The sequence below is a fragment of the Shewanella sp. ANA-3 genome, assembly GCF_000203935.1.
Classification (GTDB): domain Bacteria; phylum Pseudomonadota; class Gammaproteobacteria; order Enterobacterales; family Shewanellaceae; genus Shewanella.
Window position 1 is genome coordinate 2,908,960 of sequence record NC_008577.1, and the last position, 14,279, is coordinate 2,923,238.

11 protein-coding genes, 1 tRNA gene and 1 pseudogene are annotated in these 14,279 nt (G+C 44.6%); 8 read left to right on the forward strand and 5 right to left on the reverse strand.

What is annotated here, in order from left to right:
* Nucleotides 1–32: 32 nt before the first annotated feature.
* Nucleotides 33–1,061: a nucleoid-associated protein YejK gene (yejK, locus tag SHEWANA3_RS12770; RefSeq protein WP_011717355.1), complete on the reverse strand. Its 1,029-nt coding sequence runs from the start codon at nt 1,059–1,061 to the stop codon at nt 33–35.
* Nucleotides 1,062–1,138: 77 nt separating this feature from the next.
* On the opposite strand from yejK, the gene SHEWANA3_RS12775 reads away from it, so the two are divergent.
* Both SHEWANA3_RS12775 and SHEWANA3_RS12780 read left to right on the forward strand, forming a co-directional pair.
* Nucleotides 1,139–1,357 (forward strand): YejL family protein, encoded by a 219-nt coding sequence (locus SHEWANA3_RS12775; protein ID WP_011622981.1) that lies wholly within the window; start codon nt 1,139–1,141, stop codon nt 1,355–1,357.
* A gap of 66 nt (nt 1,358–1,423) precedes the next feature.
* On the forward strand, nt 1,424–3,214 hold the full coding sequence (locus SHEWANA3_RS12780) for a DUF3413 domain-containing protein (RefSeq protein WP_011717356.1): 1,791 nt from the start codon (nt 1,424–1,426) through the stop codon (nt 3,212–3,214).
* A 138-nt stretch (nt 3,215–3,352) separates the two neighbouring features.
* Here SHEWANA3_RS12780 and SHEWANA3_RS12785 read toward each other — a convergent pair whose 3' ends face one another.
* Nucleotides 3,353–4,465, reverse strand: coding sequence for an NADH:flavin oxidoreductase/NADH oxidase (locus SHEWANA3_RS12785; protein ID WP_011717357.1), 1,113 nt, complete (start codon nt 4,463–4,465; stop codon nt 3,353–3,355).
* A gap of 100 nt (nt 4,466–4,565) precedes the next feature.
* Between SHEWANA3_RS12785 and SHEWANA3_RS12790 the strand changes: the two genes are divergently transcribed.
* The 5 genes from SHEWANA3_RS12790 to SHEWANA3_RS12810 all read left to right on the forward strand — a co-directional run bounded on the left by SHEWANA3_RS12790 (nt 4,566) and on the right by SHEWANA3_RS12810 (nt 9,563).
* A complete protein-coding gene (locus tag SHEWANA3_RS12790; RefSeq protein ID WP_011717358.1) occupies nt 4,566–5,432 on the forward strand; it encodes a LysR family transcriptional regulator in 867 nt (288 codons plus the stop codon).
* Nucleotides 5,433–5,628: 196 nt separating this feature from the next.
* The gene (locus SHEWANA3_RS12795; protein ID WP_041412662.1) at nt 5,629–6,579 is read left to right on the forward strand and encodes a GGDEF domain-containing protein; all 951 of its coding nucleotides are present in this window, start codon (nt 5,629–5,631) and stop codon (nt 6,577–6,579) included.
* A 699-nt stretch (nt 6,580–7,278) separates the two neighbouring features.
* Nucleotides 7,279–7,998 (forward strand): hypothetical protein, encoded by a 720-nt coding sequence (locus tag SHEWANA3_RS12800; protein ID WP_011717361.1) that lies wholly within the window; start codon nt 7,279–7,281, stop codon nt 7,996–7,998.
* Nucleotides 7,988–8,425 (forward strand): hypothetical protein, encoded by a 438-nt coding sequence (locus SHEWANA3_RS12805; RefSeq protein ID WP_041412663.1) that lies wholly within the window; start codon nt 7,988–7,990, stop codon nt 8,423–8,425. Before SHEWANA3_RS12800 ends, SHEWANA3_RS12805 begins: the two co-directional genes overlap by 11 nt.
* A 406-nt stretch (nt 8,426–8,831) precedes the next feature.
* The gene (locus tag SHEWANA3_RS12810) at nt 8,832–9,563 is read left to right on the forward strand and encodes a hypothetical protein (RefSeq protein WP_041412664.1); all 732 of its coding nucleotides are present in this window, start codon (nt 8,832–8,834) and stop codon (nt 9,561–9,563) included.
* A gap of 78 nt (nt 9,564–9,641) precedes the next feature.
* On the opposite strand, the pseudogene SHEWANA3_RS23615 reads toward SHEWANA3_RS12810, so the two are convergent.
* Nucleotides 9,642–9,753, reverse strand: a pseudogene (locus SHEWANA3_RS23615) (IS5/IS1182 family transposase); the annotation flags it as partial.
* Between the two features lie 334 nt (nt 9,754–10,087).
* A tRNA-Pro gene (locus tag SHEWANA3_RS12815) sits at nt 10,088–10,164 on the reverse strand.
* 361 nt (nt 10,165–10,525) lie between these two features.
* Between SHEWANA3_RS12815 and SHEWANA3_RS12820 the strand changes: the two genes are divergently transcribed.
* Complete coding sequence (locus SHEWANA3_RS12820) at nt 10,526–12,706, forward strand: diguanylate cyclase (protein WP_011717363.1); 2,181 nt, start codon at nt 10,526–10,528, stop codon at nt 12,704–12,706.
* Here SHEWANA3_RS12820 and SHEWANA3_RS12825 read toward each other — a convergent pair.
* Entirely contained in the window at nt 12,703–14,169 is a 1,467-nt protein-coding gene (locus SHEWANA3_RS12825) for an alpha/beta fold hydrolase (protein ID WP_011717364.1), read from the reverse strand. The genes SHEWANA3_RS12820 and SHEWANA3_RS12825 overlap by 4 nt on opposite strands.
* Between the last annotated feature and the right edge of the window lie 110 nt (nt 14,170–14,279).

Genomic DNA, 14,279 nt, shown 5'->3' on the forward strand with positions numbered 1-14,279 from the left:
CTTAAAGCTTAAGTGACAATATCCCTAGCGGCTTATTCGCCCTTAAGACGTCTATCTAACTGGTCTTTTAGGTTAGCGGGCACGCCTTTAATCAAGAGCGTGTCGGAAATCGGATCGTAAATCACTCGCTGCCCTAAATGGCCACCATCGAAGCTAATGGTGACGCCGCCACCAGTACCCGAAAACTTCTTCAATTGTCTTAAGGTCGATTTATCGGCGGGAAATTCTTCATCCAACTCATAACTGCCGCCACGGGCAAAGTCATAGAAAGACTCCATACCTTGGTCGGCGAGTTCATCGGCTAAATCTTTGATCTCAATGTCTGCGCCTTCGTCGAAACGCTCGGAGCAATACTCAAACACTTTGTTACGGCATTGCTGACGCTCTTCCTTCGTCAGTTCGCTACTGGCAACAAAGTCTTCCACCGCGTTCATCAGGGTTTTGTTTTGCGCCTTAGTATTCACCCCTTCAACGCAGCCCATAAAGTCGAGGAAGAAATCGGCAACCTTACGACCAGCACGGCCACGGATAAAGGAGATGTACTTACGAGAGTCCTTATCGGCCTGCCATTCGGTAAGATCGATACGCGCCGCTAATTGAATATTGCTTAAATCTAAGTGGTTGTTTTGCGACAGTTCCATATCATCGAGTACCGTCATCGATGATTTGGCACTGAGCAGCGCCACAAACAAAAAATCACTCGCCATGCTGGTATAGCAGGACATCAACAGGAATCCGCCTTGGCTAAAATCATATTTTGCCAACTCTTCCTGCAACAACTTACTGGCTTGGCCGGTAAATTCGACGAAGCCTAAATCCCCTGCACGGTATTCCTGCAGCGCATTAGAAAAAGCTGGATTGGCTTCACCGTCATCACCGTGGATACCAAAATAGCCAAATCCTTTGCCGGATTTGCTGGTATAAGTCTGATGCAATTCTTCCAGCATCATCTCGACAGCCTGACTGTTCAGCAGAGGTTGAGGACGTAAACGGCAGCGTAATTGCCCCTGACTGTCCTGGGAAATCTCGTGAATAATTGCTTGTTCGATGTTAATACTCATAAGCCCTGATAGTGATGCTGGAATAAATCCGCTATTATATGCCGCTAATCCATTCCAAAGTGAAACATTTTTTGATTATGGCAATCCAATCGAAATACTCAAACGCACAAGTTGAATCATTAATCGCCGAGATTTTAGCGGTACTCGAAAAGCACAAAGCCCCTACTGACTTAAGCCTCATGGCGCTGGGCAACTGTGTCACTCACCTGCTTGAGCGCAAAGTGCCAAGCGAATCTCGCCAAGCGGTCGCTGAACAATTTGCAAAAGCACTCGCACAATCGGTGAAATCCAATTAAGTTAGTCGAGTAACAATCGTTAAAACAACATAAGATACAACGTCTTTTAGGAATAAGCGGATCACTATGGTCGAGCGAAAAAAGCAAATGAGCCGCGATCGCGTGTCACGACTCATCAACTGGGGACATTGGTTCGCCTTCTTTAATGGCCTGTTGGCCATGATTGTCGGCACACGCTATCTGAGCAGTGTGGGTTATCCCGAAACCTGGTTTGGCTGGGGCTACCTCGCCGTCAGCACCATTGGCCAGTTCAGTTTTCTTGCTTTTATCGCCTACTTGATCTGCCTATTCCCGCTGACCTTAATCTTGCCTTATTCCAAGATTTTAAGGGGCTTAGCGGCAGTTATCGCCACCTTAAGCCTGTGTATCTTACTGTACGACACCATAGTGTATGCCGATTATGGCATGCACTTGAGCCCCTTCGCCTTCGACTTAGCCTGGGCCGATTTAAATGCCCTGCTCCACGGTACCTCTTATATTGTCACGCCTATCGCCATTTTGGTGATTGAGCTAACGGCGGCCAACTTCCTGTGGAAACGGATTGAGAAAATCCAAAAGCTAAATCTTGGCAATAAGGTCATTACCCTGATTGGGGTGTGTTTTGTCAGCAGCCATTTGATCCACATTTGGGCCGACGCGGCCGATATCACCGAAATAACCCGTTTCGATGATACTTATCCGCTGTCATACCCCGCCACGGCGCGCTCCTTTATGGAAAGCCATGGTATTGATGGCTCTTCACAATCGGATGATGAAGCCAATCATGCGACCAGCACGCTCAGTTACCCCACGCAGCCACTACAGTGTCAAGCCGACAGCAAACCCAATGTGTTAATGCTGACCATCGACAGCTTACGTGCCGACATGGTGGACGCTAAGACCATGCCGTTTTTGCATCAATACACTGAGCAGAATCAGAGCTTTACCCAGCATTACAGTGGCGGCAATCAATTTAGAACCGGCATGTTTTCCCTTCTCTATGGCTTGCAAGGCAGCTATGGCGATGCGCGCATCTTCAATAGCACTAGCCCCATCATGACCCAAAGCTTTAGACAGGCGGGTTATCAGCTTGGCTTATTTATCCCAGAAACCAATCTGAATTTACGCTCCGCGCAGGCCATGTTTAATGACTTTACCCCAGTCATCGCCAAAGAAACCAATGGCAGTGCCGATGCGGATTTACGCAGTGTAGGCCACTTTAAGCAATGGCAAAGCGAGCAACAGAGCCCATGGTTCGCCCTCGTCAACCTGAAGGCACCAGAGAATTTTGATACCCCAGTCGGCTTCCTTGGCATCGAAACCGTTAAGGCCGATGCCAATTTGAAACCCGCACAAAAGGTGCTGTTTAACCAATATCGCCAATCGTTGAATTTTATTGATAAACAAATCCAAGCGATAGTGAGTGAGTTGCCGAGCGATACCTTAGTGGTGATCACTGGCGTTAACGGCAAGATATTCACCAGCAACAGCGATGAAGCCCAGCGCAATTTGTCTCCCGAGAGTGTCAGAGTGCCTATGGTTATTCATTGGCCGAATGTCGGCGCCAGTAAGGTTAAATACCGCACCAGTCACTATGGCGTAGTGCCAACCTTGATGACCCATATCTTAGGTTGCACCAATAACACCACTGACTACAGCGCGGGCCGTAGCCTACTGCAACCGAGCCAAGAGACCTGGATTTACATCGGTGACAGTCGCATATTTGCCATTTACCAACAGTCGGAAATCACCGTCATCGACCGCCATGGTAAATACCGCATTTACGATGAAAACTTTGAGCACAGACTGCATAAGAAGATGAGTGCGCCCGAGCTTATCCAAGTGATGCGAGAAGGCCGTCGCCTCTATAATCATTAAGTAGAGAGTTACTAGGCGAGCCAATCGTTACAGGTCGTTATTGCTCCCAGTAAAGCTTGGATTAAAACGAGAAAAAAATAAACAATAAACAAAAAGCCCCACTTCATCGTGGGGCTTTTTATTTGGCTAAGAACTAGCTCAATCTATGGATGATTCCGCCTTCACGGTGGAATAACGCTCTAACCAATGGGCGTAGGATGAAGGTAACACCCAAGATGGACGCGAAACCTTTAAGGTTTGTGCCGCTTGATACGGCCAGTGAGGGTTAGCCAAGAACGCTTTACCTATCATGACTAAATCCATTTGCTGATCTTGAATCGCTTGCTCTGCGTGGTGAGGATTATCCATGCCCCATGACGTTGCCACCGGGAAACCCACTTCACGACGCACTCGCTCGGCAATAGGCGCCAAAAAAGCCGGGCGCCATGGAATATTGGCCGTAGGTGTTGAAAAACAAATACTGACGTTAAGCATATCGAGACCAGCGCGCTTAAATTGCTTCACCAAGGCGATGGACTCACTCAGGGTTTGCTCGTCTTTATCATCAAATTCAATCACCCCAAAGCGCGCCGTTAACGGTAAATGTTCAGGCCAAACCGCCCTCACCGCCTCAACCGTCTCGATAAGAAAACGGCCTCGCCCTTGTGCATCACCACCGTATTCATCGGTACGTTGGTTGGCATAGGTCGAGAAGAAGCTTTGCGCTAAATAACCGTGGGCAAAGTGCAACTCTAACCATTCAAACCCTGCCTCGAGCGCCCGCTTGGCCGCTGCAACGAAATCGGCTTTCACACGTTGAATATCGTCAATCGTCATGGCTGTTGGTACTTTGCCAAGGTTAGCACCAAATGCCACGGCCGATGGCGAAAGCGTTTGCCATCCTTCGTCACCTTCAATATGGTCATCCCCTTCCCAAGGAATGTTGGCACTGGCTTTACGACCAGCATGGGCGATTTGGATCCCCGCCACCGCGCCAGCACCTTTAATCGCCGAGGCGATGTTGGCCAAACCTGCCGCTTGTTCCTCGTTCCACAATCCTAAGCAGCGCGGGGTGATCCGTCCCTCAGGCGATACGGCCGTCGCCTCAACCACCACTAAACCTGCGCCGCCGCGAGCGAGACTAGTGTAATGTACTTGATGCCAATCGTTACTCAGCCCGTCGTGAGCCTGATACTGACACATAGGTGCCACGGCAATGCGGTTTTTAAGCGTGATATCTTTTAATCTGAAAGGAGAAAATAGCTGGGTCATCTGACAGTCCTAACCATGGGTTAACTAGATGAGGACAGACTAAAACGAACGTGCCATAATTAAAAGTATCACCATATTATAGGTTCTATAAGATTTCGTTATGATAAATCCACAATGGCTCAATACCTTTGCAGTGTTAGTGGAAAAGGGAAACTTTACCCGCACGGCCGAAGCCATAGGTATCACCCAAGCCGCGGTCAGCCAGCATATCAGTCGCTTAGAGGAAGAGTACGGCACCCTATTTTTGCGCCGTAGCCGCCAACTCGAAATCACTCCCATTGGTGAGCATTTGTTGAGTTACGTCAACGATATAGACTGCGCCAAGAAGCGATTACAGCAAAAACTCATTCAAGACGATGCCCATATTGGCGAGATTAGCCTTATCACCCCTGGCAGTATTGGCTTAACCCTCTACCCCTTGCTTTTACAGCTACAAACGGCGTTTTCGCAGCTAAAAATTCATCATCGTTTTGCCCCCGATAATGAAATCCTCTCCGCCATTCTCGCTAATCAACATGAGCTGGGGATGGTGACGTTTAAGCCGTCGGATCCCAGTATTTGCAGCAGCCATTTTACCGAAGAGCCCCTCGAGTTGGTTGTGCCTGCGGGGCAGAAAATTACCAGTTGGCAAGATTTGCAGCGCCTCGGATTTATCTCCCACCCCGATGGCGAAGCCATGGCCACCCGTTTATTGAGCCGCAAATATCCAGGGAGTCCTGGCATCCAAGAGATCCCCTGTAAAGGTTTTATCAATCAGATAAGCTTAATCTTGGAACCCGTCGCCAAGGGACTCGGCTTTACCGTGATCCCACGTTATGCCCGTAAGGCCTTTGAACGGCAAGAGGAAATCTATGTGGTTGAGTGTGGCAGCCAAGTCGTGGACACCATTTGGTTGATCCACAGAGCCGAGTGGCCTTTGTCCCGCCGAGCACAAACGGCCATCGATTACTTAAAAAGTCAGATTTAACTTAAACCGACAGGTTGAAATGTCACGGCGAAAGGCGTTAAAGAGGCAAAGTGAATGCCTAGTAATAGAAATCTAGCCATTTTAGAACAACATAATTAATTGAATATCGGACAGATTTATATTTATAGGTTATATTAGCATCTATAAATAGTACCCCATGTTGTTAGTACTCCCTTTAATTGCACGGCTGCGAACCATGACAAAAATTGCCCCACAACACGCCGAAACGGGTTCCGATACCAACCATAGTCAAGCCATTGATACTATTTTAAATAGTCTCGATGCGCTGGTTTATGTCTCTGATTTAGATACCTATGATTTACTCTATCTCAATGACTACGGTGTATCGGTTTGGGGTGAGGCAAAAGGTAAAAAGTGCTATCAAGTGCTGCAATCGGCACAACACTCGCCTTGTCAATTTTGTACTAACCCTAAACTATTGGATGAAAAGGGAAATCCTGCTGGCGTTCATGTGTGGGAGTTTCAAAACACCCAAAATGGCCGTTGGTACCAATGTCGCGATCAAGCCATTCATTGGACCGATGGCCGATTAGTTAGAATCGAAATCGCCACCGATATCACCGAACGCAAACAAATGGAGCAAGCGCTGATAGAGGCAAAATCCACGGCCGAGCGCCTTGCCGACACTGACGAACTGACCCAACTCTATAATCGCCGGGCTTTTTTCAATCTCGGTCGCCAAATTGCGCAACAAACAGCACAACCACTGGCCTTTATCATGTTCGATATTGATCACTTTAAGCGGATTAACGACCGCTGGGGCCATGCGATGGGTGATGCGGCGCTTATCCATATCGCAAGATTGACGCAAACCAAACTGAGAACAAATGATATTCTTGCTCGTTTAGGCGGCGAAGAGTTTGGGCTGATTTTACCCAACACTCACCATGAGCAAGCATGGCAAGTGGCGGAGTCAATTCGACACGGGTTTGATACGCAGCCACTACAGCTTAACGGCCACAGCATCCACTGCACAGCAAGCTTTGGCATATCATCCTTGGTCTTGCCTCAAATCAATCATCCCGATGAGGCACAAACCCTCTTGGAAACCCTATTCAATAATGCCGATCAGGCCATGATGCAAGCCAAGCGAGCAGGTAGAAATCAAGTCTGTGATGCGGTCTAACAATACAAATAAAGTTAGTCCATTTATGATTGGTGTAAGACTTGTGATGAGATAGCAACAATGCCAATCCGAACTGACTGTATAACTCTTCGTGCAGCTAAATACCTATTTGCCCCAAAACGAGATAAGTTTGTCGTCAGGTGTTCAGGATGAATTGTCATTGTTTCCCCAGTGACACGCCGTGAATATGTCCCTATAGGCTCGACGGCGGCATCCATGCCGCCAACGGTCACAGTTGCAACAATGACAATCTTTACGACCATTGAACTGTTCATCTGGCTAAAAGCTTTTGCCTCATTCCAATTTAGCACTCGTTTGTTCATTCGGGGCTTTACGAAAGAGTTACCCTACAAAATCTCATCTATTAGCCATCCGCTTTAGTGCTTCTCTATAGCAGCTAGATACTGGATAAACATACAGCTATATCTTAAAAATGCTTATTTTGAGGACCTTAGAGCAATATCCATTCGCGATTTTCCAATGGAAATAATTTAAAGCCTATTAAAATCAGCATGATAGAAACAGAAAAGGTTAGATAATAGGTTTGGTAATCGCGCATGCGCATTTTTCCGGATAGTATATTTGATAAAAAGCTGATAACTTCTTTACATACAGGTAGTTAACCATGCGCGTTTCTACTGTTCTAACGTGATAAACGCACATGCGCACGAATAAAATGCTAGCTTTCAAGGAGAGTCTGTGAATCTTTTTCAATATATCATGTGTGGATTGTGTGTATTTATACTTTCGGCATGCCAATCAACTAGTTTAAAACAGATAGAACAGATTCCTGATAATCAAGAAATACTTGTTGTATCAGCTCTAGGGAATAACCTTTCAATTAGAAATACAGGTGCATTTTCAGATGAACTTAATAAAGTTGATGTGAGGGAATGGGATGTAGACTCATTAATAGCGTACAACTTCATCAAGTTAGCTAAATCACGATTCCAATTTTTACCGTTCAAGTCAGATAAAGCGAACGAAGTTGGTGAACTAGTAACTAGTCACTGGGATTATTCATTAGATCTTGGAAGCGCTAATAATGAAATATTTGAAATGGCTGAAAATTCAGGTGCATCATACGTTTTAGTATTTAGCACGCGTGACACAACCGATATAGCACCACATACGAAAGGGTATGGTAGGTATACTGCTTCAAAAGGAGGTGTTTCTACAGTAATGAATTTTGCCTCTGTATGTACAACATTGTTTAATGCTAAAACTCAAAAGCAAATGCTCCAAGCATGCCCTGTAGCGCGATATGCAGGTACGGAATTACCTGGCGATGATGGGGATTCATTCGATGAACAAGTTAAACTTGTTTTAACTGAAAAAAAAGAGTTCATTCAAATTTTAGTAGAGACAGCTTTGTTAGGCGCTAAAAATATTAGTATTGTTCAAGGCAATGAAAGCTAACAAATTACTTAAAAGGGCGCATAAATGCTTGGCTTGCGCTCTTTCGTCGCTAATTTTAATTGCTGGGTGCGATACGCTCCACGGTTTGCGCCTACCAGTGAAACCAGCATATGAAGGGAGTTGGGATTGTGTATATGACAATATTGCATCCATCAATCTTAAGGCTGAGCCACATAACGAAAACCAACTATCAATATCCAGCAATGAAAACGGTAAGTATTTGTTCTCGGTAATGCCAAAATACGGAAACGAAATGGAGCTGTACTTTATGCAAATGCATGCAGCTCCCAGCTGTGAAGAGACTGATGCTTCACTTATAAAAATGAAAGAGTTTTTGAAATTAATGGAACAGCATTGCGGCTATAAGTCATTGTCCTACGAGGCAAGTGTGGAGTGCAGCTCTAATCGAGTAGCCGGAGGTATCTAGCCTCCACACCACCATGCATGCGGCTCCGCACAGGGCAGTTGATCCATCTCTTAGTTGTCCCTAGCGAGGAAGAAGAGTCCTTTATTACGACGATGCCCCTTTCCGTGTTGATAGGGTGACAAAGTGCCTTCTTCAGCGTTAGATAATTGAACAAATTTTAGTAATGCTACAAAGTGGCTACTTCATAAGGGGTCATTCAATATTGTCTTTGCGACCAAGATATTACCAAGATGCGCTTTTGATGCTGATGAGGTAAAAGCTATATGATTCCAGGCTTTCAGGTGTTTGATTTCCTTCTACACATAGGAAGGGGAATAGCTGATTGTAGAGTCTTTTAATTCATGGCACTATAGTTAACATAACAGTTCACAAAATCAATTTTATAGTTTTTTACATGGATAAAAAAATGTGGTTCACAACTATTAAAGGATTTTTTAACTCACATAAAGTAGTTACTTTTATTGCAATTATTAGTTTGGTAGTTTCTATATTGATAGATGTGATATTTAGTTCATCACCAGAGTTGTTTGATAAAGGAGATGAAGTTTCCAAGTTGATAAGCAACTCAGCACTAACATTTTTTAATGGTTATGTTTTCTACATGGTAATTGCGTGCTTAAAAAACTATGACGATTTATTGTTCAAAAAAACATACTCCGATAGGATTATGAAAATGATTATGGAAAACTCTAAATCATTTTTCAATATACTTTCAAATCATAAAATAAAATTCTCAATTCCAAGTGATGAATATTTGGAAAGTTTTTTGGTCAGTTTTTCTATTTATGACGATGTTGCAATGCAAACTAGCGATATAAGAGATGTTCGTACAGCTAAAAATTTGAACGCATATGAGTTTTTATTTAATATATATCCTGCCAGGATACATGAATTTATAAATACATCTCAATATTTCTTAAGTTATATAGATCCTAGAATTGGAGTATCAGTTATAGAACTGTATAACTGTGAACTATTTAAAATGTTAACTAACTCTGATCAAACTACAAAGCTAATTTTTAAGTACAATAAAGAACAGCCAGCATATTTTATATTTAAAAGGATGCTTCAAGACTATAGGAATTGTGTGTCAAAAATTTCAAGTGAATATACTAGCATTTATGGAACTTTGAGATAAGTTTTATATATTCTAAAGAACTTAACTTTGTATTGGTCTTTGTTTTTCGGTACAAAATGCCTCTTAATTGTTTAAATATCACACTATATATTGAGTTTCAGGCATGCCTTGCCCTGTGAGTTTATCCTGCTTCTTTGACCATGGAGTAAGTTTCTCCAACCTGAACGTTGTAATTTCGCATGCTCAAACTGGCGAGCGTTATCTCCATAGAAATTATAATCCGAAACTCATAATTTAGAGTTAATAATCTAACTCATTTATGTCCCAAAACTGCTTAGCATTTCTTTAAACCTACAGGCTAAACCGATGCTAAACAGGCGAGCCGTGGTGATTAGCGAGGCGACCGTCCGCTATTTGACATGCCATTGATTGCCATAAGCCATACCAACGAAAAACTCCCTAAGTTATTAATAACTCGGTTGTATTCCCCATATACAAAACGTAAAGACACCACTTCAATGCAAATCACAGACACAAAAAAGCCCGCAACTGATTAAGATTGCAGGCTTTATTGTTTATGAATTTGGTCGGTATGAGAGGATTCGAACCTCCGACCCCTGACACCCCATGACAGTGCGCTACCGGGCTGCGCTACATACCGAAAATGTCGTGCTTAACTAAATTATCTTAGATAAGCTTAAGCACTTGTTACTTAAGATGCTATTGATTGGGGTTCACCTTAAGTGAGCCAGACTTTAGCAATTGCCTCGCCTCTGTGCAAGTGCTTAGTGAGATGAGTTTGATCAACTGCTTAGTTTCTGGTCTGTGTGGCTAATTTTTGCCAGAAACCATATGGCCTATAGCAGGTAAAACCATGGAGAATGCCAGACTGTGAGCTAAGACCAAACTTAAACCACCTGTTCAATATCAAATTAAGAAACTTCTGCTAAGCTAGATATAATTTATAGTTTCAGTGCAATCGATTGCTTTTTAAGCATAATTTTGACTAAAGGGACTTATCTTTGCGTGTATCAGCTCTGAATATTGCCCATCTAAAGTTAGCCACCTTTCTCGGCCTAGTGGGTTTAGTGCTCAACATCTACCCTATTCCACTTTTTGCCAACGTCCAGCTTATTTTAGGCAACGCGGCGGTGGTGATTGTTGCCATCTTACTCGGGCCTTGGTATGCCCTGTTTACTGCCCTATTTACGGCAACGGGTTTGATGTTAGCTTGGTCTAGTGCCCACGTGTATCTGGTGTTTTTGCTTGAGGCGCTGTGGTTGGGGTTTGCGCGGCGCAGAGATTTCCCCATACTCTACGCCAGCATTTGTTATTGGCTGTTGTTAGGCTTGCCATTAATGGGCTTATACCTGTGGTTAATCACGGGGATGCCGACTTACCACATTCCCTTTACCACGGTAAAACAAGCTTTTAATGGCATTTTCTACACTACCTTAGGTGAGCTTTGTGTGGTGGCACTCCCCAGTTTGTGGCACTTAAAAGATAAGCTGGTAAACCATACTCGCCGCACCATGAGTGCGCAGCTTAGCTATCTGTTTATTTTGATTACCACCATCAGCTTACTGACCTCATCCCTCGTGTTTAATCATTATTTTATGGATAAACAACAGGTGTTGATTAATCAAAACCTCAATGACACAGGGATCTCCCTTGGCCACGCCACCGAAACTTATATCAGCACTAACACCCGTACTATTGCCAGCATAGGTAAATTTATCAGCGTATCGGGTTTGCCATTCGAACAATGGCAACTCGTCCTCGATAGTGTTCAAGGGTTAACCCCCAGTTTTACGACTATGTTTATCGCCAATGAAGATGGCGACATAGTGGCGGGCAGCCCACTTGAGAAACTTAACCAAGTTAGGCTGTTACCACAAAAAGTAAATGTGCTAGATAGGGATTACTTTATCCAAGCTTTTATTCACCATAACACCTTTGTCTCGCCAGTATTTATTGGCCGTGGGCTCGGCAAGGACATCATCATCGCCATCAGTGCCCCTATCTTTAAAGAAGAGTCTAAAACTGCGATTGGTATTGTTGAGGGCAGCCTCGATTTAAGTTACTTCTCCAATATTGACAAGCAAAATCAACACCATGAGACACAATCCATTATCTTATTGGATGAGAAGAAAAATATTGTTTACGCCTCGGAAAGGCTCGGGCTACAACCCTTAACCCCTTTCAACTATGTCACGGGTAGCACTGAGTATCGCACGCGATTACAGCTGATGAATATCAATCAGGAGGATACCGAAACGCCTGAATATATTTACGCCCACCATAAACTCAAAAATGGTTGGCATTTGTATGTGGTTGAGCCGTTTATCCCTCTGCTTACCTTAGCCCAAGAGCAATATACTAAGACCATAGTGCTACTGTTACTCAGTATGGTCGGCGCCATTATTATCGCCAAAGCAATCAGCCGTTTAACGACTACTCCCCTCGCCTTACTGGCGCAACATTTTAGCCAAAAGAAAGACGGCAGTATCAATGAGGAAAAATTTGAACACGAGCTACTCGATAACAGTACGCCAAAGGAAATCTATAGCCTGTACGAGAGCTTAGAAGCCAATCAGCAAGTGCTGCTTAGCCATCAACTCGAGTTAGAAGATAAAGTAAAACAGCGCACTATGGATTTAGAAATCGCTAACCGCAAACTCAAGGATATGGCCGAGCGGGATTCCCTCACCAATTTGTACAATCGACGTTATACCGAAAAGCAATTCCTGAAAATTCAAGACTTGTGTGAGCGAGGCCAAGATGCCATTGCCGTAGTATTGCTCGACCTCGACTTCTTTAAAAAAGTGAATGACACCTACGGCCATCTGGCGGGCGATGAATGCCTACGGGTGATGGCTGAAGTGTTAACGAGTCACTTTAAGCGTGATGTCGATTTGCTGTGTCGTTATGGCGGCGAAGAGTTCGTCTTGATATTACCTATGTGTAATACCTTGAAAGTTGAGCAACATCTTAATGGCTTCCGCGAAAAGCTCGCCAGCGTGGTGATTACGAACCCAGCCGATCAAGTCACTTTTAGTGTCACAGTCAGCATAGGCGCCATCATTGCCGATGCCGCTTACAGCTCAACGCTTGAAGTTTGGTTAAAACAAGCGGATGAGAACCTCTATAAAGCTAAGGAACAAGGGCGCAACTGCGTGGTTTGCACCCTAGTCACAGTTTAATCGGGCATATGCGCGGTGCGATATTGGTCAATCCGCGTCAGCATATAGGGGAAAAACGGATTCCATTTTTGGCGTAACATTTCCGCGGCGGGCACGCTATACACTCCACGCTCGCCACGGGATGATGCAGCGCCAATTTGGATCCGGTGTAATTTTTCATTGGTTTTAATGCCGTATAGTCCATCATCTTCATTAAAGGGTAAGGCCACATGGGACAGAGAATACACCCCCGCAGGCCAATGCAAAGATAAGCTTTCCAGCGCTGGCACACTATTATCTTGAGGTATAAGGCCAAACTCCCGCGCTTGAACCTGAGTCGTCTCGCTATCCTGATTTTCAATCAAGGTGCCACGGTAATGGATAGTGTCGGAGGATGCCGGTAATAACGCGAGCAGCGGATCATTTGCCATCAATTTACTGTTGATCACGGTACGGTTCATATCAAACAACACTAACTCATGGCCTTTCTCGGGCAGCACTTGGTAAAGCAGGTTCACTACCGCGGCACTTGACACCGTCGCATCGGCGACAGATTGAAAGGTTAATATGTCAGGAATAGACTCACGTTGTGAAGGCGTTAGCCCACTCAATAAGCTTTGATTACGCAGCGCTAATTGATAGACCACATCGCCCGCGTTCACCGCAAAAGAGGTGTATTTAAAGGGATCGTATTCCATCTGAATACTGTTCCACTGCAATTTATCTAAATCGAGTAAACGGCCAATCCAGCTTTGCCAACGGGCCGCCGCCGCAATCGGTGCAAGCCCAATGGCGGGCGACATAAAAATCATTCCCGCATAATCAGGATCTTTCTCCTGATTAATAAGCTCTAACTCATGGTTTAGCGCTACCGCGGCGCCCGTTGAAAAGCCAATCACAAACAGCGGTTTCCCTTTAAGCTCTTGTTTCATATGCGCTGTAGCCAAGTTCACCGCCGCGGCTAAGTCCTGCCAGTAGAGGCTCGTCAAACCACTCGGAATGGTGCCATGGCCAGGGAGTCTTAAGCCAAGCACATGGGCTTTACCCTTAAAATGTGCCGCCACATTGGACATGGCATAGGGCGAATCGGACATACCATGGAGCAACAGTACGCCAAAGGGCGCATCGGCCTTGGGCCACTCGAAGGTGCGATTCCAGTTATGGGGCCAACGGGCGGGATCCGACAGACTGTTTTTAACATAGCGATTCACGGGTGAAGCATCCGTCGCCGAGACTTTTTTAAGGACTTTATTGTCCACTTCGGCAAATAACTTATCTTCTAAGGCGATGTAATCACTGAATTTGTCTAATTTAGTGTTGTAACGAAACTCGTTTTTAAGCTCAGTAGTGTGCCAGAGGGAAAGATCGGGTCTGGCATTGAGAAAATGTATGCCTGTCACCAACAGGGCAACGGCAATCCCCAAACAGGCATAAAATGCCGCGAAAAATAAATGCTTGGTTGAGCCTATGATGATGGCTTTCATTCTCGTCCCTTGGATCCCGTAAAATGCGCAATCAGATTATAAGGTTAGATAAAAAAAAACCTCAACTTTCATGTTTAATATTTGATCTCGCGGCAATTTAGTTTCGGCTG

What these genes read in the sequence shown, in the direction of transcription:
- SHEWANA3_RS12790 (WP_011717358.1), top strand. Translation starts at nt 4,566, where the DNA reads ATGATAAATCCACAATGGCTCAATACCTTTGCAGTGTTAGTGGAAAAG.
- SHEWANA3_RS12775 (WP_011622981.1), top strand. Translation starts at nt 1,139, where the DNA reads ATGGCAATCCAATCGAAATACTCAAACGCACAAGTTGAATCATTAATC.
- SHEWANA3_RS12805 (WP_041412663.1), top strand. Translation starts at nt 7,988, where the DNA reads ATGAAAGCTAACAAATTACTTAAAAGGGCGCATAAATGCTTGGCTTGC.
- SHEWANA3_RS12795 (WP_041412662.1), top strand. Translation starts at nt 5,629, where the DNA reads ATGACAAAAATTGCCCCACAACACGCCGAAACGGGTTCCGATACCAAC.
- SHEWANA3_RS12785 (WP_011717357.1), bottom strand. Translation starts at nt 4,465, where the DNA reads ATGACCCAGCTATTTTCTCCTTTCAGATTAAAAGATATCACGCTTAAA.
- yejK (WP_011717355.1), bottom strand. Translation starts at nt 1,061, where the DNA reads ATGAGTATTAACATCGAACAAGCAATTATTCACGAGATTTCCCAGGAC.
- SHEWANA3_RS12825 (WP_011717364.1), bottom strand. Translation starts at nt 14,169, where the DNA reads ATGAAAGCCATCATCATAGGCTCAACCAAGCATTTATTTTTCGCGGCA.
- SHEWANA3_RS12810 (WP_041412664.1), top strand. Translation starts at nt 8,832, where the DNA reads ATGTGGTTCACAACTATTAAAGGATTTTTTAACTCACATAAAGTAGTT.
- SHEWANA3_RS12780 (WP_011717356.1), top strand. Translation starts at nt 1,424, where the DNA reads ATGGTCGAGCGAAAAAAGCAAATGAGCCGCGATCGCGTGTCACGACTC.